Origin of the sequence: Vreelandella venusta, from assembly GCF_015689495.1 — a bacterium.
Taxonomy (GTDB): Bacteria; Pseudomonadota; Gammaproteobacteria; order Pseudomonadales; family Halomonadaceae; genus Vreelandella; species Vreelandella venusta.
The window spans coordinates 2,449,705-2,470,486 of record NZ_CP065135.1; the positions used below are offsets into that span (position 1 = coordinate 2,449,705).

Genomic DNA, 20,782 nt, shown 5'->3' on the forward strand with positions numbered 1-20,782 from the left:
GAGGAACACACCATGAACGTTTTGACTGAAATCTCCTGCACACCTACACCTTGTAATAAAGGCAAGTTGGTTGGGTAGAGGGCGCCTCTGCGCCTTCCAGACATCTGGGCCATCCGTGTTCGTCTACAGCTTGCCAAAAAGACGAGAGACTTCGCCCTCTTCAATTTAGCCACCGATAGCAAATTACGAGGCTGCGACCTCGTCAATTTACGAATACGGGATATAGCCCATGGCACGTGCATATCCCCACGAGCCATTGTGATGCAGCAAAAAACGCATCGACCTGTCCAGTTCGAATAACCGAGCAAACCCGTATCGCTATTATCGACTGGATACAGCTGGCTCAGCTCCGAAACGAAGACTTCTTATTTCCCAGCCGAATCAATAGCGCAAAGCATCTCTCAACGCGCCAATATGCCCGTATTGTCAAAGCTTGGGGTACCGAAAGAGGTCTAGATGTGTCCATTTATGGCACGCACACGATGCGTCGCACGAAAGCTTCGCTGATATACCGTCGCACGAAAAACTTGAGGGCAGTGCAACTGCTCCTGGGTCACACAAAACTGGAAAACACCGTCAGTCAGGTATCTAGGGATGGAGGTCGATGATGCGTTGGAAATGGCAGAACAGACAGAAGTTTAATAAGGACAAACGACGGCCTATCCCGGGCCGTCGTTGTTCGGCCAGGAGCGGACATTCAACTTATTCTGATGTTACGCACAACACATTGCTGGCAGCAAAAGGCATAGCGAGGAACGAGTGGCGCTTTTTGATGTCTTTATTAATGTGGTTGTTATTAACCATTCATTTTATTTTTAAGACCAGCCTCTTTTGCAAGCCGCACAATTGTAAGTACGACTTCGCTTTCTTTATTTTTCGGCTTAACAATGCTTATGTGATCCTCATCATAGATAGGTATCGCTTCGTTGTCTCCTCCAATTGCACTAGTATAGCTGACCACCTTATCGTTTAGAGCATATATCGTCGCAAGTAGGCAAGAATTTGGAATATTATCCTGGCACCATAAAGACCACCTTTCATTTAAATCCACGAGAAAACCAGAATTAGGGCGTAGCTCTTCTATTTGGCTTGAACTGAATGATGGAATCTTTGTTGCTAGAGACGCAAGGTGAGCGCCATTTGTTGGCGACGCTGCCAGGGTGATTTGCTTAATCGGCAAAGGGTTTCTACGGTGTTTTTGTATGACCGCGAAATAACGAGTTACTAAGCCACCTAGGCTATGCCCAAGAACTCCTATTTCACAATTTTGGCAATTATTTCTAATCCAATTGTCTAAATTTCTGGCGATAAAAGTAACAGATGGCGATTTTTTTAGCCAGCCAGAAGGATATGGATAAGCCTCTATATCGATATTAAGCTGTCTATTTAGGTATTCCGGCAAGTTGCCAAATGTGCTCTCTTTGTCTCCACCCCATCCGTGAACAAGAACAAATACTTTTTTATTTTTATGTGCCGGTTTGAATCTTTTCACTTCGTTAGATGCGGGAACATCAATCAATGCTTCAATATTAAATTGCATAATAATTGATTGGAGAGCCCTTAACTCGTCGGTATCTGCTTCATTATCTTTAAGGTGCTCATAAAATTCATATAATCGTTCAATTGCTGCGCGGTTCATATATCCTTCTACAATAGTGCAGCCTTTTCTTATATTTAAATCAGTTATTTCTTCTTTATAAACACCAGCCACACGAGCTAGATGATCTAGAAATTTCTCAATACTTTCTTGACGATTGGTGATGTCTTCTTTGAGCCTTATTAAGAAGCGGGTTTTAGGAAAGTCCATGTTTCTACTCCTCTAAAGACTTTTCGGAAACTAACAGCTATATTAGATAGCGCGTTTGATATTCCGCTGCAACGCGCACTAAAAAATATTAAAATGTGTGTCTAACCGCCTCTTAACTTATTGACATCACCTGGCACCATATATAGAGCAGTATAGCACCAATCACCCCGTGTGATGCACAGCATTTTCAATACGAGCAACCAAATGTTGCTGATAAGGCCATTTTCTGTCGATAGTGCTCTATACTTCTGTTTCCGGACACAAGGGGTCTTTTAGGTATCAATGAAGTAGAGATTTAACTCCCCCAAGCAGGAGCATATTTTGCGTTTTGAGCGCAGCGAAGCAAAGTATGTCCCTCTGCCTTGGATTGTTAGCAATTTTGATAGAACTACAACCAGCTAGTTCATCCAAGCATTGTTGTAAGGATTAACCTTATACTCCGCTTTGCAGCTTTGATGTGGACAATCGAATACGCCAGCCACTACACCCCCTATTTTGGAGAATAAAGCTTCGATCCTAGCAGTTAAGTTAAGTTATATTTAACCTGCTTTGAGCGCTTAGGTTTTTAGTCGATAGTGGACACTTCATGACCTAGGTCATTCATCACCTTTACGCTACCGTTTAATGCATCTTGGCTAGGGTGGTACTGCACCAAACTGAGCTGGATACTCTTGGCTTTCACAGTTAGTCTCGCTGCAGCGTTCCAGCCAGCTAAGGTTCCACAAATTTGCCAGCGCCATAGCTGCAGCATACATTGACGTGAGGATCGATAAACTAGCGCTGCTTGATACCGTCCTCGTTATCATGGAGCAGCCGGGTAATTTTTGAACAGTGCTCATAATCGCTTTAATGAGGGGCAGACGATGCGCGATGCTCTCTTGGGCAACGCTTACCTGTGATATTCACCCGTCACCTGCTGATAGTTAACTCTAAGCAGCGCCCCAGAGGCGGGCGCTCTTGCTATTTCGCTTTTGGATAAACCAAGCCGGGCAGAGGTAACGTAGAGGTGTTGGCCCGTTACATCAAAGGCACAGCTGGTTGGGCGCGGGACGGGGAGCGCGATCGTACTGGCAATATCCCCCTCTGGAGATATCCGGGCGATAGCAGCGCCATCAAAAAGAACACTGAGTAAGCATCCCTCTCTATCCACCGTTAGCCCATCCGGTTTGCCTTGATGGGGGTTAATAAGGATCAGGGGGCGCCGGTTTTTAACCTCGCCGGATAAGGGGTCGTGATCATAGGCGTAGATGACACCCTTGCGGGAGTCAGTCACGTAGAGCGTGCTCCTATCACGGCTCCAGTCAATGCCATTAATGAGCGTGAATCCCGAATCGACCGTGTACCACGCGCCATCAGGGTCAAGCCGATAGAGATAGCCCGAATCCTCTTTTAGCGCTTCATTCATCAGGCCCACCCACAGGCGACCGAACGGGTCGAGGGTAGCATCATTAAACCGATATCCTACTTTGCCATGCGGCGCGGTCGCTATTCTCTGTCGATCACCTGACCTACTGACTCGCTCAACATGGCAACCGGTGCCGACGATCCACTGGCCAGCCGATGTCTCCGCGATAAAGCCCAACGGGCTGGGCATCGCATAGACATCATTTTGGCCCGTTATTGGATCGAATAGATTGAGTGAGGCACCCAGGGCATCTACCCATAGCAGCCGATTAGTGGAAGCGCTCCAGACCGGCGACTCTCCCAGCACGGCTTGACTGGCAAAGGCCACCTCGCTCATGAACGGGGCTCTAAGCTAGGAACAGCTATCAGTACCCAGTTCGCCGCTACCTCATCCGCTGTCGAGGCACCAACTGCACGCAGATCACGCGGATAGTCAACTCCCTCTGCTTCCAGTGCTTTGGTGGCATGAAACTGACCGTTCGCGGCGCGCAGTATCCAGCCACCCTCTGCGCATTGTGAAGAGGCAAGATATGCCACGCCTGGCGCAACATCAGAGGGGCGCAACTCGTCTGGCTCCTCCTCGACTCCCCACATGCGTGTCTTGGCAACGGGGGAAACCGCATTGACGATAATCCCATCCTGTTGGCCTTCGGCAGCCAGCACATTCATGATTCCCACTACCGCCAGCTTGGCAGCTGCGTAGGAAGCAAGCCCGCTCTGAACATACTGCGGAAAGAGTGCCCGACAAGACGTAGTCATGACGATACGGCCATAGCCCGCTGTTTTCATCGCAGGCCAAGCTGCCTGTGCGAGCCAAAGCGGCGCCTTGGCGGCGATGGCCATCATGTGGTCGAAGGCGCTCTCCTCTATCGCGTCAATGTTGTTGTAGGCGACCCACCCTGCATTATGAATCAGCGCATCCATTCGTCCGTGGATGGTCAGAACACTGCGTACGAGTGCATGGCAGCCTTCACGTGAACCAATATCCACCAAGACGGCTCTTGCATCCAGACCTTCCAATCGGAGTTGCTCGGCGGCTTGCTCCGCCACCTGCGGATCGGTTCCATGCCCCGCAGAATTGGCACCATTATCCTGCAGCAGCACCGTTGCCCCAAGGCGTGCAACACACCGGGCATATGCTAAACCCAGCCCACGACCTGCTCCGGTAATCAGCACCACCTGCCTATCAAAGCGCACCATTTCATACTCCTTGCTTTCTGTGGATACGAGTCAAAAGTATGAAAGGGGAAATTCAATATATAAAATACTAATAATATGATCTTTTGATATATTTTTAATATTACGGCGCTAAATAAATAGCTGATCTGTTAAGTCACTAATGGCCTATTCGGAGTTGCAGCATGACGAATGACACCAAAACGCGCATCACCTTACGCGCCATGGCGCAGTTTGTGGCAGTGGCGGAAGAGTTACACTTTCACCGAGCTGCTGCGCGCTTGAACATGTCGCAGCCCCCGCTTACCAGTGCGATTCGTAAGCTGGAGGGCGATATCAATGTCACTCTTATTGAACGTGGCAACCGTGTGCTTGGCTTAACCCCTGCAGGCAAGCGATTTCTTGAGGAATCCTACGAGACACTTCGACGAGCAGAACAAGCGGTCATCGCGACGCAAGATGTTGCAGCAGGCAGATCAGGTTTAGTACGCCTAGGCTATGTGGGAAGTTCGCTTTATGGGCGACTGCCTGATGTCATTCGTGAATTTCGGACAAATCATCCAGAGGTTCGTCTTGAGCTACGCGAGCTCACGACGGCCGCACAGGTTGATGCGTTACGCGACGAAACACTCGACGTGGGCGTTTTGATTCCACCGCTTGCGAAGACTGAAGATATCGAGCAAACACGCTTCGATAGTGACCACTTGTGCATGGCTATCCCGAAAGGTCATCCTCTATGTCGTCGGCCAACGCTGACGCTTGCTGACCTCTCTGACGAACCTTTCATTCTATGGCCAATGGTGGAGGGGCGTGGCTTTCACCTGCAGGTCATCCGCCTTTGCGCCAATGCAGGCTTTGTTCCTAGAGTGGCGCAAGAGGCATATGGGATGCATGCGGTGCTGTCTCTGGTAGCCGTAGGAAGCGGCGTCTCCGTTGTTCCCAAAAGCATGAGTGGCTTTCAGGCAGACCGAATCAGCTATCGTTCGCTACCGGGTTCGGAAGCTCACTTCGATCTCGTGTTGGGTTACCGCCATTTATCTCCTGCAGCTGACGCCTTTATTCGTTCGGCTCAATAAAATACTTTCCCCCACAAAATGTTGACGGCATTGGATATCTGTAGCTAGCCCCTTCTCGCCTGCGAACGAGTCTACACCGGCATCATCCACACCCGCGACTGGCTCACGCTAATGGAAATCAGACGCAGGCGATAACGAGAGGTGATGAGGGTGAGTGGGATGTAGAAGGCTATAATCAAAACCGACATTAGCGGTACTGGTAATGTTGGTCTTCGGCCAAGATCAGTCTTACAGGAAAAAGCTATATAAGTAGCTAGGGGATTAAATTTTTAATGCTTTTTCGAGCGTTTTCAGACCTCATAGATACGACTAAAGCCCTCTTGCTGGTTATACTCGGCAAAGTAGAAAAAGCCAAAAGCCGATTAGATGGAGCTTTCTAATGTTTTCCATCTTGAGAGAACCACAACCCCGCTATCAAAAATTAACTCACTGTCTCTCAAAAAGACCACCAGTTTCTTTTTCTAGTTTTATCAGCGAGCTATTCAGCAGTTCTAGAAAGGACTTGGTAAGGCCGGACTGCCCTCTCTGTTTAGGTAAAATCAAACTGTAACGATATGGAATTCTTGGCTCGAAACGCTTTACGATTAGACCTAAGCGCTGATAGTGCCAAGCAGTAATAGGGTCAACTAATGAGACACCGCTGCCAGCCAGAACGAAGGCGCAGGCACCGAACCCTAGTTGTGTTTCGATCATTAGTTGTCGGCTGACGTTCTCGTGTTCGAAGACACTATCAATCTTGTGGCGGATACTCTGCTCTGAGCCTAGTGAGACAAAAATTTCGCCCTCAAGGTCTCGCGGCCGAATATCCTTGTGATCGGCTAGCCGATGCCCAGACGGTAGAACACAGACCAAGCGGCTATCTGCGAGAACGCTTGCTTCGATACTCGGGTCGTTAAGTTCTATGCCTGAGATTACCCCTAGGTCGAAGTGCTGACTGGCCACTAGATCAGCTACTTGCTGGGTACTGCGCACCTGCAAGGTGACTGACACGCCGGGATGTAGTCGACAGAACTGGTCGGTCAAAGCTGGCAGAAACTCCAGCGACACAGCAGGCATGGAAGCGATACGCAGCGATCCCAGATGGAACTCCCTCAGCTCTTCAGCAGCTCGAGATAGCTTTTCAAGTGAGACGAAGGCCCGTTCCACTTCCTCGTAGAAGAAGCGCGCTTCCGGCGTAGGAACCAGCCTGCGCCGATGCCGTTCAAACATCTTAACCCCAATAGTCTCCTCGAAGTCAGTTAACAAGCGGCTTACTGCAGGTTGGGAGACATAAAGGATATCTGCTGCTCCCCTAGTTGTTCCACTGATCATGACTGCTCGAAAGGCTTCGATCTGCCGATAAGTCAACTTTGGCATGTTCAATTTCCGAAATAGTTAACAACATAATGTTATCAATAAATACAAACAAACGATTGGATGTTATACGTCACGAAAGCCAAGATGTCGATGAAGCTGCTTTACGGCCCTGGCAAACAAACAAAACACGCGAGAAGGCCCTATGGAACGATTTTTTCGCTATACCTTAACTTTTCTTATCATTTTGGTAGCAGGTAGCCAGTTTATTCAGGTTATTACTCGTTACCTGCTTGAGATGCCGGTAATGGGTCTGGAAGAAGCCACGCTGATTCCTACTCTTTGGCTTTATATGCTCGGCAGTGTCAATGCGTCACGTGAAGACACTCAGATTAGAGCTAATGTGCTAGATATTTTTTTGAAAACTGATCGTGCTAAAAGTTATCTGCAGGCTTTTTCCGATGCGCTCAGCGTGATTATCTCGATTTGGCTGACTACTTGGGCATGGGATTACATCAGCTATGCCTCTCGGGTAGGCAAAAGCACTCCAACCCTTTATATACCAACCATTATTTATGAGTCCGCACTAATAATCGGTCTCGTTCTAATGGTTATTTTTACTCTGTGGCACTTGCTGCGCAATCTCGGCTACCTATTTGGTATTCGCCAAAAGCCCGACCATCCCCCTAGTGACCCCAATTATCCCGAAACTGCTGAAGTTCAGGAATTCAAAGTTTTGGCCGATAATAACAAGGATAAAAATCATGATTGAGATAGCACTTCTTGCATTTGCTGTGCTGATCGTGTTGCTGACCCTAGGAGTCCCCCTACCCTACTGCTTCGGTGCGGCTCTCATGGTCATGACCATGATCGGCGAGTCGACAATGCGCGGTATGATGATGTGGGGATTCAGCCAGCTCACCAACCCGATACTCCTGGCAATCCCACTCTTCGTCTTTGCTGGAACATTGATGAGCGTTAGTGGCATTGCCTCCAGTCTTCTCAGGTTCGTCAACATCTTCGTGGGACGGGTTCGTGGCGGCTTGGGTGTAATGGCAACAATTAGTTGCGCCATCATTGGCGCTATTTCCGGAAGCGGTCTAACGGGAATTGCGGCTATTGGCCCCATTCTCATTCCTGAAATGGAGCGCAAAGGATATCCCCGAGCTTACGCGACAGCGCTGATTGCAAGCTCCTCGATTCTGGGCTTACTGATTCCTCCCAGCGTCACAATGATTGTCTATGGATGGGTTACGGACACATCTATCTTAGCAAGCTTCCTGGCAACGTTAGGCCCAGGCCTCCTGATCATGTTTCTGTTCTGTGCTGTCAACATGTTTATGTCGCGCAAATTCGATCTGGTGCTTGACGAACCAATGGCATTCGACCAGCGAATTCGTGATGCCGGTCGACGCACGTTTCATGCACTACCAGCACTACTAATGCCAGTGATAATTCTAGGCGGTATTTACGGTGGCATCATGACGCCTACCGAGGCCGCTGCAGTTGCTGTTATTTACGCCGTACCAGTAGGTTTCATGATCTATCGTGGCCTAACCTGGAAGACGCTGCTTGAGTCAGGCAAGGAGTCCGCTACCTCCATTGGTGCCATCCTGATCATGATCCTGTTCAGCTTGATACTCAGTCAGCTGTTTGTACGGGAAGGTATTCCCCAAGCCTTGGTCGAGATGATCTTCGCGGTTACTGACAACAAGTTCCTTTTATTGCTGCTTATCAATCTGATGCTTTTCGGCATCGGCATGGTAGTCAACGATATCACCGCTATTATCCTGACCGGTCCTTTGCTACTTCCTCTGATGGAAGCCTTGGGAGTCAGTCCCATTCAGTTTGCTGCCATCATGGGTGTCAACACCGCCATGGGCGGCGTAACCCCACCCTACGCAAGCATCCTTTATCTCGGCGCCCGCATTGGCAAGGTGAAGTTCACCGAAGTAGTCAAACCCGCCATGACACTGATCCTGTTTGGTTATCTGCCAGTGGTGGTACTTGTTTCAGCCTGGCCTGACCTGTCCGAATATCTACCCAGCCTGTTCGGTTACTGATCAATTCCAATAAATCGAGCACGATACCTGCAATAAAAAAGTGGAGAAAACAATGAAAATGCCTTCAATTAAGTTTCTGACGGCTGCTATCGCCTTATCGGTTTCAGCAAGCACGATGGCTGAAGCTGCCAACCTGATGTTATCGCATGTACGCCCCGAAGGAACCGCCATCGATAATGATGCGCGCACATTCGCAGCAGACGTAGCAGAAGCCACCAATGGAGCAATTAGTATCCGGTTGTTTCCTGCCAGTGCTCTCGGCGACTACACCACGGTGCAGGAAGGTCTTAGCATCGGCTCGGTGGATATGGCTATTCAGCCTCCGTCATCAGAAGTTGATCGTCGCTTCCAGTTAGCCTACTTGCCTTATCTTGTGCAGAACTGGGAAGACGCTGAAGAGACGTTCACAGCGGGCGCTCCTTTGCGTGAGACTGTCGAAGAACTTTACTCAGATCAGGGCATTCATGTTCTAGGAGCATGGCCAGTCTATTTCGGTGGGGTGGCACTAAATAGTGAAGTGGATAATGCCAACGACCCTACCGCTGACAAAGGCGCCCGACTGCGTGTGCCACCGATGAAATCTTTCCAGCTGATGGCAGATAACATCGGGTATATCGGCTCTCCCTTACCTTTTTCAGACGCCTTTACCGCCATCCAAACTGGCGTGGTCGACGGCATCATGGGCTCGGGAGCCGAGGGCTATTACGCCTCTTTCCGAGATGTTACGCAGTATTACTTACCGCTCAACACACATTTCGAGATGTGGTACCTATTGATTAGCCAACCCGCCTACGAAAGCTTGGCTGAAGATCAGCAAGAAGCCTTAAGCGCAGCAGCAGAGCGCTTCGAGAGAAATCGCTGGGAAAAGGCCGAGGCGGATCAGGATCGTAACGAGCAGCTTCTTGAAGAAGCGGGTGCCACCATTGTATCAACGTCGGACGAGCAGATCGCCGAGCATGCGGAAATCGTTCGCGAGACAGTATGGCCCGTAATTCTCGACGATATCGGTAGCGAATGGGCTAACGATGTGCTGGATCGCGCTGGTCGTTGATACGCTTCCTAGCTCGGCCACTCGGCCGGGCTCACCGAGTTACCCGGAACGACGCAAGGATTCACCATGAAAGAAACAGTGACGCCAGGAGCGCGTATCGCCGACGTCTGCGTGATAGGTGGCGGCCTGGTTGGCATGGCAATCGCATTAGGTTTGCAGCGCAACGGATTGCATGTCGCGGTGCTCGACGAAGGTGACGTGGCGTTGCGTGCCTCAAGAGGTAATTTTGGCTTGGTGTGGGTACAGGGTAAAGGAGATACCTTGCCGGAATATGCCGATATCACTCGGCTATCCGCACGGCTATGGCCCACCTTCGCTGCAGCTATTGAGGACTATACCGGAGTCGATGTTCAGCTTCAGCAGCGTGGAGGATTGTACCTCTGCCTGACAGAACAAGAGCTTGAGGACCGCACACGCATGCTGGAAAAAATGCGCGAAGCGGCAGGCGGAGACTACCCCTACGAAACAATGGATCTGAAGCAGGCTCGGGAAAAAATTCCAGAAGTAGGAGACACAGTGGCTGGTGCCACTTGGTGCCCGGAAGATGGCCACGTAAACCCACTGCTGCTGCTGCGTGCCATGACGAAACGTTTCCAGATGCAAGGGGGCATCATTGACAATACAGGACGGGTGGAAACTATTGTCCCCCGCCCCGCAGGATTTCGTATCCGTGGGCGTGCTGGTGACTGGGAGTGTGCTCGGGTTGTGCTGTGTGCCGGCCTAGGTAATCGTGAGCTGGCTCCCCAAGTCGGCCTGACTGCACCATTGTTGCCCAACCGTGGACAAGTGCTCGTGGGAGAAAGGGTTCGCCCCTTCCTTAACTATCCAACCGGACATGTTCGCCAGACTGGCGAGGGTACCCTCCAGATCGGTGACTCCAAAGAAGACGTGGGCTTCGACAGTGGAACTACTACCGATGTCATGGCAAAGATAGCCCACCGTGCAATCAGACTGTTCCCTTTGCTGCGCGATGTGAAACTGGTTCGCGCTTGGGGCGCATTGCGCGTCATGACACAGGATGGCTATCCAATCTATCAATCGTCGACGGCTTACCCTGGTGCGCACCTTGTCACTTGCCACAGCGGCGTCACCTTGACGGCCTTTCATGAAGGTCCGCTGGCTGACTCAATTGCCAGCGGTCTATACGACCCGTCTTTGGAGGTATTCCATGCCGAACGTTTCACACTTTGAACGCTTGCCCACTCATACAGGTGAGTCAGTGACAGTCTTTTTAGAGGGTCAGGCAATCAAAGTAGACAGTCATGATACCGCCGCTTCAGTCGTGTTGATGGCGGGTTTGGTGCCGTCTCGCACGACGCCGACAAGTGGTAGCCCACGAGCCCCCTACTGCCTCATGGGCGTATGCTTCGAATGCCTGCTGGATATAGATGGCGTGTCCAATCAGCAGGGCTGCATGGTAAAAGTTCGCGATGGTATGCAGATTCGCCGTCAACTCGGTGCCCGCGATATCCATGCTCACCCGCAGGAGGCAGCAACATGAATAAACGTAGTATGACCGAGTACTGCTATGACCTTGCTATCATAGGTGCAGGCCCAGCTGGAATGGCCGCTGCAGCTGAAGCGGGAAAACTTGGGCTAGCCACCGTATTGATCGATGAGCAAGAAGAAGCCGGCGGGCAAATCTACAGAGCTATCGAGCGAGCACCGTTAGCCGACAAGGGGATACTTGGTAGCGACTACTACAAGGGTCGGCTCCTACTAGAAGCCATGCAGGCATCGCACATCGACTACATTCCCAGCACCTCGGTATGGGATGTCGAAGAAAATTTGACGCTAAATGTTTCCCATCATGGCCGTAGCCGACAGATCCGTGCCCGTAGATTACTGATTGCGACTGGCGCCCAGGAGCGGCCAGTGCCGTTTACCGGCTGGACGCTTCCTGGTGTCATGACCTGCGGCGCCGCTCAAGTACTGCTCAAGAGTAGCGCCCTGGTGCCACCGGCACCTCTGGTGCTGGCTGGCAGTGGCCCTCTTTTGCTGTTGATAGCTAGCCAGTTGTCTAATGCAGGTGTTGCTATCGAAGCGGTACTGGATACCACCCCCCGCGCAAACTACCTTCATGCAGCACGGTTTATCCCTGGTGCGCTGCGTAACCCCAAGTTGCTCCTTAAAGGAGTTGGCTTGCTGAGCTCACTCAAGCGCTCGGGGATTCCATATATTACTGGAGTAGAAAGCCTTAGAGCCGAACTAGGTAACGATGATCATTTAGGCAAGGTGTACTATCGCCGCAAGGGGATTGATCAAGAGTTACATTGTCGCTCACTTCTGGTCCACCAAGGCGTCGTACCCAATGTGCAGTTAACAAGAGCGTTAGAGCTTGAACACCACTGGCACGAGCAACAGCTTTGCTGGCATCCCCAGGTCGACCTCTGGGGTGAAACCTCCAGGGCAGGCATCTTCGTGGCAGGTGACTCAAGCGGTATCGCCGGTGCTCAAGCAGCTGAGGAAGCCGGACGAATTTCAGTATTGCAGATTGCCAATCAATTAGGGCAGCTGGAGGAAAGTGCACGCGATACACGAGCGGAGCCCCTTCGGCGGCGCTTGAGACCACAACAATCCATACGACCTTTCCTGGATGTGCTCTATCAACCTGCCCGAACTTTTCTCACTCCTGAAGATGACACTATTGTCTGTCGCTGCGAGGAAATCACTGCAGGTGAACTGCGCCACATCGCAGACGCTGGTTGCCAAGGGCCCAACCAAGCCAAAGCTTTCTGCCGAGCGGGCATGGGGCCTTGCCAGGGGCGCCTATGCGGTTTGACGGTTTCTCAGGTGCTCGCTGAGCGCACTAATCAACCTGTCGACGCTGTTGGCTACTATCACCTTCGCCCACCAATTAAGCCCTTGACAATCGGTGAGCTTGCAGACATTGCAGACTGACTACTTTTTCAATTTTTCTTGGAGTTTCAGAATGTCACTTTTACGCCACGAAACCGGCACCCGTATGAGCCGAGCTGTTGTACACCACGACACTGTCTACTTATGTGGTCAGGTAGCCAAAGACCCTCACGCTGATATTACCGGCCAGACCGAAACAATGCTCGCCAAAGTCGATGCCCTTCTTGAATCCGTTGGTAGCAATAAGCATCACATGCTCTCTGCTACACTGTATTTGAAAGATATGGCTCTTCTCGAGGCGATGAACCAAGTGTGGGACACCTGGGTACCCAAAGGGTGTGCGCCTGCACGTGCCTGTGTAGAGGCAAAAATGGCTAGCCCTGAATTACTAGTGGAAATATCCATCGTTGCTGCAGTGGCTAAGTAATTTCACTACTCCGGATCGCACTTACCGCCGACCTCACCCCAGATTGAGTAGCACTGCACTTTAGAATCCAACCCTATGGGCAAGCAATTCTGTGGGAACGCCATGTTGTCATGGGTGTTTTCGAGATGAATGTTTGAATGAGCATTGGTCCACCAGTCTTCATCTTGCTCAGTTTTCAAACCCTATAGTAGGACTAACACCTGAACTAAGCCGACCGCTTGGAGCGCATGATCAAGGGGGAGCGAAAAGCGTGGTCGGCTGCAAGGCATTGTTATGTGCGTTCCGCTTTTTGGTTTATAGCTCTTGCACCAGCTGAATAAAGTTTCCACAAGTATCATCAAAGACGGCAATTTTGACTGTCCCAGCTTCCTTGGGAGGAATTGAAAACCTCACTCCTAACCCGGAAAGTCTGGCGTACTCTTTTTCAAGATCGTCAATAGCGAAAGACGTCCAAGGAATGCCAGCCTCTTTCAGCGATTGTTGATAGATTCTTGCAGGCTCAAATGCCATAGGCTCTAGCAGCAACTCAACTCCCGACTGCTCTTGCGGAGATACAACGGTCAACCACTTGTGCTCACCCAAAGATACTTCTTTTTTCTTAACAAACCCCAAAATATTTGTATAGAAATCAAGGGCTTTTTCCTGACTCTCAACTGGGACGCTTGTGACATAAATTTTAATCATGGCGATGAGAACTCCGGCTAAACTAATGGAATGCCAACGATAGCTGGAAACAAGTTGGAACACTTATTCTCGATTGCTCTTGTGGAGCCACTGATAGTCTCTCGGCGTATATCCAGTACATTTTTTGAAAACTGCAGAAAACGTAGGCAAGCTTTCATAACCCACCGCGAAACATACTTCAGTAACTGATAACCCGCTCCTCAGTAGGTTCTTGGCTTGTTTGATACGCAAATCTCTCAGATAGCTTCTGGGCGTTAAGCCATACATGCTCTGAAAAGTACGAATATAGTGAAAGCGAGACATAAGTGCAGTTTTTGCGAGCTCATTCACCTCTATTCTCTCAGAATAGTAATTTTCCATGAGTGCTTTCGACCGCCTTACTTGAACGTACAGCTCAGCCCGAAATAGCTCCTCTGTGTATAAACGATCAACCTCGCCTTCGAAATACGATTTTGGCTTCTCAGACATATGTGAAGTCAATTTAATTTACGGGTAGTGGTATGATCCTAGCGCATATCGCCTGCAATCATGCGCTTGTCGCGTGCATTGCTTTGTTCAGTGGCTTTCGGATGAACGCACGGTAACTGGACGTAGAATCACCACTAATAGTGCTTGCGCTCACAACCTCATCGTGAAGGCAGGAAAAACCAACGAATGCGTCGCGGAGTTCTGCTGGGCTACAGTAGCGCATCGGTATGCCGAGACCGGAAATAAATCCCTTACTTTTTTCGGAACAGAACTCCGATATATGAACGATGCCGCCAGGCTTCAGCACGCGGGTTATCTCCGCAGACACTCTATCTCGCTCATCAAGTGAAGGAATGCACGTAAATACCGCGCAAATGACGACAACATCAAATGCATTTTCGCCGAACGGAAGATCAATCCCATCCAAATGTAGGAGAGGCACCCCAGGAAACGCCTTCCTTCCACGCTCGATCATGGCGAAGGAAGGATCAACACCCGTAACGTCAATGTATCCGCACTCGGTAAGTTCGTTGGAAATCCGTCCGTATCCACAGCCAAAATCGAGCACTTTGGCTTTTCGGCTGATCATGCCTAGAAATCGCGCTAGGTCAATTTCAAGATTAAAGTCGACGTCACTCGCCACCTTATCCCAACTGCGTTGGAGCATCGAATCCCCCACTTAACATAAATAACCGTACCTGCCACATAACACTGCTGAACCTGTAGGCCGCTTTCAGCCGGAATGTTCGCTCTGGGCGTTATCTGTCATCTCGCCATCAGAGTAGCTTGAGGCTCTGCACTCGGCCAGGAGCGAATTTTTAGGCGGTTCCGATGCATGCGCTTGTTATATGCTGCTTGCACGATGCTTCCAATCAAATTTAGGGATATTAATTCTTTGATTTGTAGTGCCATCCCATTCTACGGTAAATCCCGCCTTCTCTAACGCTTGCTGGATAGTTTGAGCAACCTCATTTTTTTCAGGCACGTCACCATTAACGTGGTCATAAGCTAGCATCAACCCACCACCAGAAACAGCTCGTTCTAAATCTTGACCATGATAGAAACAATAGCCGTAGAATTCACCTTGCGGGTACGCACTCAATGCTTCATTTGAATCTTCATGCCCGTCAGACATGGTATAGCCAGCGTTATGTAAGCAAAGAATGCCATTAGCATTGAGGGCTTGAAACACACCATCTAATCGATCTAGGTCTGTAACTTGAGGCCATGATTTTTCGGCTTCTCGCTTTTTCTTAAACTCGATGCTTACGGATTCACGAAGCATCTCTTCATCAGCTCCTTCTTCAAGTAAATCAGCAATCATCTCTTGAATGTCTTCAGGTGTGTCAAAACCACCCCATACATGAACCTTGATAGCATCCAAAATATACTTATTCACTTCATTCATAGCTTCTTCCTTGTATAAAGCTAGTTCACTGATTAAATAGGGATAATAGAACGATAACTTTCAATGCATATACCGTCCGGCTTTGGAGCGGGCTTGAAGCCGCACAGCAGCGAAAAGGCCATCCCAGACCCAGAGGGACGACAGCAGACGTTTGTTATGTAGTTTTATGGCAAGACTAAGCACCGGATTTAACCATATCTCTGATTTTTACTGCTTTCTCGAAATGATCCAATTCGTGAGTTTCAATCCACCACCGTGCCACCTCCATGTGAACTTCTGGCTGATCGTTTTTGTTTTTGAAAAATGCGTAAAACGATAACCCTACCTCTGATCCTTTCTGATCGATTTTTCGATCGCATACTTCAATAAGTATTTCTCTAAGCTCTTTCCGCAAAGCCATACTCCATTGATTTGATCGCATAACGTCGCCAACACGTGCAGCTTTACAGTGAAGGCGAAGCCACAACGAAAACGCTGTTGCCGTGATTGACCTAGCTTTTCGCCATTACTCGTATGCTACCAGCGTGTCAGATATTTCCTGAGATAATACGCTAAATGCACCGTGAACAGATTTAAACAGCTCTGTAATATTGTCGAAATCTGGATTAGCTAGAAGTGTCACTTCGAAAATTGAATATTCAGGCATTACTGCAGGATTGACCCACGACAAGCCTTTTAGCTTTTCCCAATAACGAATTTGGACATCCTTGGTTTGCCCAAGCAGCCACAGTTCGAAGCGTACCTGCTGGTGGTTAAACACAACGGCGAGTTTGAGCTTGTGGCTTTTTAGGAAGTCATTTTGCAAATAAAAGTATGTGAAGTCTATGTAACCATGCATTACGCCTGCTACAGAAAACTTTTCTTTGTATCTTTTTACAAATTCAGTGCGAAGGCTTTGAACGATACCGACCAATTTTTGATGCGTTTCCTGGATCTCTCCACTAGCGAAAGCCTCTTTGTAAGCGGACACCCTGTCATTTAGGCTTTTATTTGACATAATCCGCTTCCCCTAACTATAACAACACGTAGCGCCGCGCTCTGCGGAAACTTGCCCGATAGCAGCACCTTGTTAGCAATGAACAATAGCAGTTGGCCTTTTGCTCTTGGCAGCTTCATCTAGCGCTTCTAATAAAATTTCTATGAGATCACGACCTGTAGACGCCACAAAATAGTTGGCCAGTGACGTGATGTCCTGTGAAATGTCAGAACCCCACGGCGGTTGCTTTGAAAGATCTTCGATATCCCAAACCACCTGCTCTGGAGAGAATGCGGACAACTCCTCTTTAACCTGCTCTAACTCGGCTAGAGCATTTTCAGCGAACGCCGCTTCAAGTCCACCTTGATAGAGGTTAGTGAGAAGATGAGGGAAACGACTTCCCCATCCCTTTTCGAGGTTAAAGCTTACAGTGCTGAAAAAGGCATGAAAAAAGTCCGGGGTGCCAATTTCATCTGTAATGCTCCCAACCTTAATGCCTACAGCCATACCTGATCCTCAGCATTGCTAACGTCGCGTTAAATAGCGAACAACGCCACCGCTAAAATTAACCCATTGCGCCGTAAATACTAAACCCGATTCAAACTAAAAATGCCATGCGTTGGAAATGTGCCTAAACGCCTTGCTATATGTGTATTATTGGTTGCACTCACTGCACAAGCAATAACATATACACACTTACTGGAACAAGCTCTAACAGCCAACCCACCACAGTAAAAAAAACACCCAAGTAATTTATATTATTACTTAAAAACTGAGAGATTAGCTTAACGCTGATAATCGATGAAAACAGAAAACCTAATACAACTAACGCCAAGGCAACATCTATTAGAGGATGGTCAACACTCTCTCCATAAACAAATATATAGGTACCAACAGTGCCAGCAAAGGAAATCACCGGAATTAAATATAATATTAAAAATTTCGTAGCTGTACCCATATATCCTCTTAGCTGAATAGTCGTGTGTCACATAACACCGCGCCAAGTGGTGAACAACGCCTATCACCAAATCTAAGCCATTGCATCCTAACCACTAAACCTGATTTTGAATTCAAACCGTCAATCGTTTTGAATCCGCCTTAACCACCTTATTATGCAGCTTTCTAATACGGTAACTCATCAGCCTCAATACCAACATGATCGGGAGCTAAATATTGAGGAAACCTGACTGCTCGGACTGTCTCGTGACCAAGTAAAACTGCTTTACACACTCTGTGCATACCGTCCATTACCCTACCTTTATGGCACAGAATAATTGGGTATGATAAATCAGTTTCTTGGATGAGTTTCGTATGCTCTATAATATTTCTACACGTTGGTTTTGCACCACCTAGCTCAAACCAAAATTCTTCGTCCAACTCACTGATGTCAGCTAGAGATATTTCGGTAACTGGCAAATCTTTAGCCAGTTCAATTAGCCGAAAAACGTCCCACGATAGCAGCCCTTCATCTGAGCTTCGAAAATGATACTGTTGTCTCATAATTTTCCTTGGTTGCATAACGCCGCCAACACACGCAGCTTTGTAGTGTAGGTGAAGCCACAACGGAGAAGCTGTCGCTGTGATTGATCTGGTTATGCATTTTCGCTTGCATAGAACTCCACCACTTTCTGCCAGCAACGCTTTATTTCCTTGATGATGGAAGCATCTCCATGTATGGCGTTGGGGCGAACTGAAGCAGGCAAGTTTTGAAGAAGCCAAGAATCTGGCCAGCCGCCCCAAACACCGGCAACGCTTCGTAGGTTACTTTCCAATACTGGGTAGACCTCGTACCAAAGGATGCTTTCAACTTCAGACAAGGAAAATTCGCTCTCTGAAATTGTACGGGCAATATACCTGAACGTTATATCATCTATTTCTGTGTCAAGAAATAGGTCAGATAAAGCTCGCCACACTTTAAGCCGTTGTTCGTTACTCAATTATCGCTACCCTCCCTACTGATGCTTAATGCCGCATAAAGGGGTGAACAACGCCACCACCCAACCTAAATTATTGTGCTTTAAACATTAAAGCTGATCAAACCAAAACTGCCAAGCGTTGTGAACCCCTCTTAAACGCCTTGTTAGCTGAATTTTACTTTCGATATTTTTGGTACAACGAATCAATAGGGTATTCGAACAGTTCTTTAATTTGATGTTTGGCCTCTGGGATCGACACAAGCTTAAAATCTACTGAAACAGATTTGCGACCAAAAATACCAATAAAGCCTAGCTTAGAAACCACTTCCAAATCCAACAAACCTCTGTCACTTTCGACGGGGATAAATTGATATGAAGCAAATTTACCATCCATGTCGCCTAACAAGAAAAAGAACCCACCTCCTTCACCAAGTTCTTCAAACAACTCTAGCTCTTTTCGCCAAGGGTAATTATCGATAGTTTCACAAGCTTCACGGTGAAATTTTAATTCTTTTTCATGATCAACAAGTTCAGTACCACCTTCTCTATGCTGATAAAAAACTTTAACTAGACTCATTAAATTATCCTTATTCTGCTAACAGTGATTATACACCCCGCTACATAACCTCAATGAACCCGGCGGCGCGCTCATTCAGGTTATACCGCCTTTCATTTACTACCTAGCTCATTGAAATAAAAATAAATTAAGTATAAATAGGCTGTATAACATAGATTATCGTGTCGGCTGCATAACACCGCTGAACCAACATGCCACCTTGACTCGATGAGCCTCTCAAAGCCGTAAAAACAGACATCCAGATAATCCTTAGCCTCGTCATTAGCCACACATTGCGGTTTTCTACCACGTTTAGAGTCTATTGGCTGATAACACACCTTTCCGCTGCTATCACTTATACGAAAAAAGCCGATGCAGTGAACCAGGTTAGCTCGGCCAACTGCATCGGCGCGTTACGGGTTAGTTTAATACGGGGGGCTTTCCGCGACGGTGAAGTCGCTGCTTACGTCACCAGAAAGTTCGATATTATTCGGATCGAGCACTTGCACCGGCGAGCCTTCTTCTAGGTCTTGCTCAGAGAGATCAGCCCATATTACGTTGGGGCTGGTCGTCAGCTCGAAGTAGTACCTCAACTCCGAGAGGTTCATGACGGTGCGGTACTCGGTGTTATAAATGCCGAATCCCTTATACGGCGCACCGAACGGAACCGATACATTTCGGGCAATTGCCAGTGCGCTTGCCACGGCTTCGCGCTCGTTTTGTGGCTCCGGCAGCATTGACGAAAAGTAGGCGATTCGCTGGAAACGGTCGGTCGGCTTGACGTTCCCTGGTAGCGGTGTGTCGCTGCTTGGGTTTGAAAAATCTAACTCTTCCAGCAGTGCCAACTGTTGATCGTAAGGCGGATCATTGGTCATGATTCTAAATTCTCTACCGTGGTGAATCATGGGCTCACCATCGATATACTCAATGATCGCTGAATCCCCGCTAGCATCTTCAATTGCCAAGTGTACGGTTGCCTTGCTACCCCGCGCCTCCGTCATAACAATTTGTACATCTTCGAGTATGTCGAGGGCTTCTTCGACAGTGGCTGCGTTGTCGACCACATACTGCCCCCACAAGCCGGCCTGCAATCCTGGTTTAGCCGGATCACGCGGGCCAAAATCGGTGGCCGTGAGATAGAGCATGTGAAACGCCAGCCCTTTTTCGTTAAACCCATCGGCGGCGCCGATGCCATAAACCGTGGTGACCATGCTGCCGTACTTGGATGTCCATGTTGCGGCGTTCTCCTCCACAACGACTTGCGTGCCCAGCATGCCCCCATCACGCTCCATGCCACGGGGAAAAATAGTAATCACCGGCTCTGTCGATTCGGGCCAATCCATTGTGCGGGCAACATAAATGCCTTGCTCATTATCATTCCATAAGTATCTTGAGCACGCCCACGCTGCATTTGCCATTACCATCGCACCAATCACGATAGCAACGCTTCCTTTGTAATACCTACGCATGAACCCTCCCCTAGGGCGTGTAAATCAACCGCAACGCCCTTACCAAAAGACGCTTAAATCAAGCGTCTAATTAAAGGCCGATAGCCCAAATCAGATTCGAGCAATTAGCCATTCACCCCAGCACTTACGTTAACTCTCTTACCTCGCAA

The 20,782-nt window shown here is 48.7% G+C and carries 25 protein-coding genes; 9 read left to right on the forward strand and 16 right to left on the reverse strand.

Going from position 1 to position 20,782, the window contains the following annotated elements; genetic code table 11:
• Positions 1-236 precede the first annotated feature (236 nt).
• Positions 237-608 (forward strand): tyrosine-type recombinase/integrase, encoded by a 372-nt coding sequence (locus IR195_RS11835; RefSeq protein WP_479715077.1) that lies wholly within the window; start codon positions 237-239, stop codon positions 606-608.
• Positions 609-796: 188 nt separating this feature from the next.
• Here the strand turns inward: IR195_RS11835 and IR195_RS11840 are convergent, their stop codons facing one another.
• The 3 genes from IR195_RS11840 to IR195_RS11850 form a co-directional block, all read right to left on the reverse strand.
• A complete protein-coding gene (locus tag IR195_RS11840; protein WP_206047637.1) occupies positions 797-1,807 on the reverse strand; it encodes an esterase/lipase family protein in 1,011 nt (336 codons plus the stop codon).
• An 889-nt stretch (positions 1,808-2,696) separates the two neighbouring features.
• Positions 2,697-3,548, reverse strand: coding sequence for an SMP-30/gluconolactonase/LRE family protein (locus IR195_RS11845; RefSeq protein WP_206047638.1), 852 nt, complete (start codon positions 3,546-3,548; stop codon positions 2,697-2,699).
• Positions 3,545-4,411, reverse strand: a complete 867-nt coding sequence (locus IR195_RS11850; protein ID WP_206047639.1) for an SDR family NAD(P)-dependent oxidoreductase — start codon at positions 4,409-4,411, stop codon at positions 3,545-3,547. The genes IR195_RS11845 and IR195_RS11850 overlap by 4 nt, the downstream gene beginning before the upstream one ends.
• A gap of 161 nt (positions 4,412-4,572) precedes the next feature.
• On the opposite strand from IR195_RS11850, the gene IR195_RS11855 reads away from it, so the two are divergent.
• On the forward strand, positions 4,573-5,463 hold the full coding sequence (locus IR195_RS11855) for a LysR family transcriptional regulator (RefSeq protein ID WP_206047640.1): 891 nt from the start codon (positions 4,573-4,575) through the stop codon (positions 5,461-5,463).
• A gap of 426 nt (positions 5,464-5,889) precedes the next feature.
• Here the strand turns inward: IR195_RS11855 and IR195_RS11860 are convergent, their stop codons facing one another.
• On the reverse strand, positions 5,890-6,819 hold the full coding sequence (locus IR195_RS11860) for a LysR substrate-binding domain-containing protein (protein ID WP_206047641.1): 930 nt from the start codon (positions 6,817-6,819) through the stop codon (positions 5,890-5,892).
• A 142-nt stretch (positions 6,820-6,961) separates the two neighbouring features.
• On the opposite strand from IR195_RS11860, the gene IR195_RS11865 reads away from it, so the two are divergent.
• The 7 genes from IR195_RS11865 to IR195_RS11895 all read left to right on the forward strand — a co-directional run bounded on the left by IR195_RS11865 (position 6,962) and on the right by IR195_RS11895 (position 13,156).
• The gene (locus IR195_RS11865; RefSeq protein ID WP_206047642.1) at positions 6,962-7,528 is read left to right on the forward strand and encodes a TRAP transporter small permease; all 567 of its coding nucleotides are present in this window, start codon (positions 6,962-6,964) and stop codon (positions 7,526-7,528) included.
• Positions 7,521-8,819, forward strand: coding sequence for a TRAP transporter large permease (locus tag IR195_RS11870; RefSeq protein ID WP_206047643.1), 1,299 nt, complete (start codon positions 7,521-7,523; stop codon positions 8,817-8,819). The genes IR195_RS11865 and IR195_RS11870 overlap by 8 nt, the downstream gene beginning before the upstream one ends.
• 52 nt (positions 8,820-8,871) lie before the next feature.
• Complete coding sequence (dctP, locus tag IR195_RS11875) at positions 8,872-9,870, forward strand: TRAP transporter substrate-binding protein DctP (protein WP_206047644.1); 999 nt, start codon at positions 8,872-8,874, stop codon at positions 9,868-9,870.
• Positions 9,871-9,936: 66 nt separating this feature from the next.
• Positions 9,937-11,061 carry an NAD(P)/FAD-dependent oxidoreductase gene (locus tag IR195_RS11880; protein WP_206047645.1) on the forward strand — a complete coding sequence of 375 codons (1,125 nt, stop codon included), beginning with the start codon at positions 9,937-9,939 and terminating at the stop codon, positions 11,059-11,061.
• Complete coding sequence (locus IR195_RS11885; RefSeq protein WP_206047646.1) at positions 11,039-11,371, forward strand: (2Fe-2S)-binding protein; 333 nt, start codon at positions 11,039-11,041, stop codon at positions 11,369-11,371. The genes IR195_RS11880 and IR195_RS11885 overlap by 23 nt, the downstream gene beginning before the upstream one ends.
• Complete coding sequence (locus tag IR195_RS11890; RefSeq protein WP_241006713.1) at positions 11,368-12,771, forward strand: FAD/NAD(P)-dependent oxidoreductase; 1,404 nt, start codon at positions 11,368-11,370, stop codon at positions 12,769-12,771. Before IR195_RS11885 ends, IR195_RS11890 begins: the two co-directional genes overlap by 4 nt.
• A 31-nt stretch (positions 12,772-12,802) precedes the next feature.
• Positions 12,803-13,156, forward strand: coding sequence for a RidA family protein (locus IR195_RS11895; RefSeq protein WP_206047647.1), 354 nt, complete (start codon positions 12,803-12,805; stop codon positions 13,154-13,156).
• A 294-nt stretch (positions 13,157-13,450) separates the two neighbouring features.
• Here IR195_RS11895 and IR195_RS11900 read toward each other — a convergent pair whose 3' ends face one another.
• The 12 genes from IR195_RS11900 to IR195_RS11950 all read right to left on the reverse strand — a co-directional run bounded on the left by IR195_RS11900 (position 13,451) and on the right by IR195_RS11950 (position 20,633).
• Complete coding sequence (locus IR195_RS11900) at positions 13,451-13,903, reverse strand: VOC family protein (protein WP_241006714.1); 453 nt, start codon at positions 13,901-13,903, stop codon at positions 13,451-13,453.
• Positions 13,904-14,308, reverse strand: coding sequence for a helix-turn-helix domain-containing protein (locus tag IR195_RS20625; protein ID WP_206047648.1), 405 nt, complete (start codon positions 14,306-14,308; stop codon positions 13,904-13,906).
• 58 nt (positions 14,309-14,366) lie between these two features.
• Positions 14,367-14,975, reverse strand: coding sequence for a class I SAM-dependent methyltransferase (locus IR195_RS11910; protein WP_206047649.1), 609 nt, complete (start codon positions 14,973-14,975; stop codon positions 14,367-14,369).
• A 177-nt stretch (positions 14,976-15,152) separates the two neighbouring features.
• Positions 15,153-15,716: a DUF6891 domain-containing protein gene (locus IR195_RS11915; protein ID WP_206047650.1), complete on the reverse strand. Its 564-nt coding sequence runs from the start codon at positions 15,714-15,716 to the stop codon at positions 15,153-15,155.
• A 175-nt stretch (positions 15,717-15,891) separates the two neighbouring features.
• Positions 15,892-16,137, reverse strand: coding sequence for a DUF6500 family protein (locus IR195_RS20480; RefSeq protein WP_338073745.1), 246 nt, complete (start codon positions 16,135-16,137; stop codon positions 15,892-15,894).
• Positions 16,138-16,221: 84 nt separating this feature from the next.
• Positions 16,222-16,713, reverse strand: a complete 492-nt coding sequence (locus IR195_RS11920) for a DUF7000 family protein (protein WP_206047651.1) — start codon at positions 16,711-16,713, stop codon at positions 16,222-16,224.
• A gap of 72 nt (positions 16,714-16,785) precedes the next feature.
• A complete protein-coding gene (locus tag IR195_RS11925; RefSeq protein WP_206047652.1) occupies positions 16,786-17,199 on the reverse strand; it encodes an immunity 70 family protein in 414 nt (137 codons plus the stop codon).
• Positions 17,200-17,359: 160 nt separating this feature from the next.
• Positions 17,360-17,650: a hypothetical protein gene (locus tag IR195_RS11930; protein ID WP_206047653.1), complete on the reverse strand. Its 291-nt coding sequence runs from the start codon at positions 17,648-17,650 to the stop codon at positions 17,360-17,362.
• A gap of 164 nt (positions 17,651-17,814) precedes the next feature.
• Positions 17,815-18,192 carry a hypothetical protein gene (locus tag IR195_RS11935; RefSeq protein ID WP_206047654.1) on the reverse strand — a complete coding sequence of 126 codons (378 nt, stop codon included), beginning with the start codon at positions 18,190-18,192 and terminating at the stop codon, positions 17,815-17,817.
• A 92-nt stretch (positions 18,193-18,284) separates the two neighbouring features.
• Positions 18,285-18,629 carry a DUF7079 family protein gene (locus tag IR195_RS11940; protein WP_206047655.1) on the reverse strand — a complete coding sequence of 115 codons (345 nt, stop codon included), beginning with the start codon at positions 18,627-18,629 and terminating at the stop codon, positions 18,285-18,287.
• Positions 18,630-18,783: 154 nt separating this feature from the next.
• On the reverse strand, positions 18,784-19,185 hold the full coding sequence (locus tag IR195_RS11945; protein ID WP_206047656.1) for a hypothetical protein: 402 nt from the start codon (positions 19,183-19,185) through the stop codon (positions 18,784-18,786).
• 404 nt (positions 19,186-19,589) lie between these two features.
• Positions 19,590-20,633, reverse strand: a complete 1,044-nt coding sequence (locus tag IR195_RS11950) for a linear amide C-N hydrolase (protein ID WP_206047657.1) — start codon at positions 20,631-20,633, stop codon at positions 19,590-19,592.
• Between the last annotated feature and the right edge of the window lie 149 nt (positions 20,634-20,782).

Bases quoted from the DNA above. Each gene is read 5' to 3' on its own strand.
- IR195_RS11860 (WP_206047641.1), bottom strand. From the start codon at position 6,819: ATGCCAAAGTTGACTTATCGGCAGATCGAAGCCTTTCGAGCAGTCATG.
- IR195_RS11840 (WP_206047637.1), bottom strand. From the start codon at position 1,807: ATGGACTTTCCTAAAACCCGCTTCTTAATAAGGCTCAAAGAAGACATC.
- IR195_RS11895 (WP_206047647.1), top strand. From the start codon at position 12,803: ATGTCACTTTTACGCCACGAAACCGGCACCCGTATGAGCCGAGCTGTT.
- IR195_RS20480 (WP_338073745.1), bottom strand. From the start codon at position 16,137: ATGCGATCAAATCAATGGAGTATGGCTTTGCGGAAAGAGCTTAGAGAA.
- IR195_RS11925 (WP_206047652.1), bottom strand. From the start codon at position 17,199: ATGGCTGTAGGCATTAAGGTTGGGAGCATTACAGATGAAATTGGCACC.
- IR195_RS11915 (WP_206047650.1), bottom strand. From the start codon at position 15,716: ATGAATGAAGTGAATAAGTATATTTTGGATGCTATCAAGGTTCATGTA.
- IR195_RS11865 (WP_206047642.1), top strand. From the start codon at position 6,962: ATGGAACGATTTTTTCGCTATACCTTAACTTTTCTTATCATTTTGGTA.
- IR195_RS11880 (WP_206047645.1), top strand. From the start codon at position 9,937: ATGAAAGAAACAGTGACGCCAGGAGCGCGTATCGCCGACGTCTGCGTG.
- IR195_RS11945 (WP_206047656.1), bottom strand. From the start codon at position 19,185: ATGAGTCTAGTTAAAGTTTTTTATCAGCATAGAGAAGGTGGTACTGAA.
- IR195_RS11850 (WP_206047639.1), bottom strand. From the start codon at position 4,411: ATGGTGCGCTTTGATAGGCAGGTGGTGCTGATTACCGGAGCAGGTCGT.
- IR195_RS11920 (WP_206047651.1), bottom strand. From the start codon at position 16,713: ATGTCAAATAAAAGCCTAAATGACAGGGTGTCCGCTTACAAAGAGGCT.
- dctP (WP_206047644.1), top strand. From the start codon at position 8,872: ATGAAAATGCCTTCAATTAAGTTTCTGACGGCTGCTATCGCCTTATCG.
- IR195_RS11885 (WP_206047646.1), top strand. From the start codon at position 11,039: ATGCCGAACGTTTCACACTTTGAACGCTTGCCCACTCATACAGGTGAG.
- IR195_RS20625 (WP_206047648.1), bottom strand. From the start codon at position 14,308: ATGTCTGAGAAGCCAAAATCGTATTTCGAAGGCGAGGTTGATCGTTTA.
- IR195_RS11845 (WP_206047638.1), bottom strand. From the start codon at position 3,548: ATGAGCGAGGTGGCCTTTGCCAGTCAAGCCGTGCTGGGAGAGTCGCCG.
- IR195_RS11890 (WP_241006713.1), top strand. From the start codon at position 11,368: ATGAATAAACGTAGTATGACCGAGTACTGCTATGACCTTGCTATCATA.
- IR195_RS11855 (WP_206047640.1), top strand. From the start codon at position 4,573: ATGACGAATGACACCAAAACGCGCATCACCTTACGCGCCATGGCGCAG.
- IR195_RS11950 (WP_206047657.1), bottom strand. From the start codon at position 20,633: ATGCGTAGGTATTACAAAGGAAGCGTTGCTATCGTGATTGGTGCGATG.
- IR195_RS11930 (WP_206047653.1), bottom strand. From the start codon at position 17,650: ATGGGTACAGCTACGAAATTTTTAATATTATATTTAATTCCGGTGATT.
- IR195_RS11870 (WP_206047643.1), top strand. From the start codon at position 7,521: ATGATTGAGATAGCACTTCTTGCATTTGCTGTGCTGATCGTGTTGCTG.
- IR195_RS11910 (WP_206047649.1), bottom strand. From the start codon at position 14,975: ATGCTCCAACGCAGTTGGGATAAGGTGGCGAGTGACGTCGACTTTAAT.
- IR195_RS11935 (WP_206047654.1), bottom strand. From the start codon at position 18,192: ATGAGACAACAGTATCATTTTCGAAGCTCAGATGAAGGGCTGCTATCG.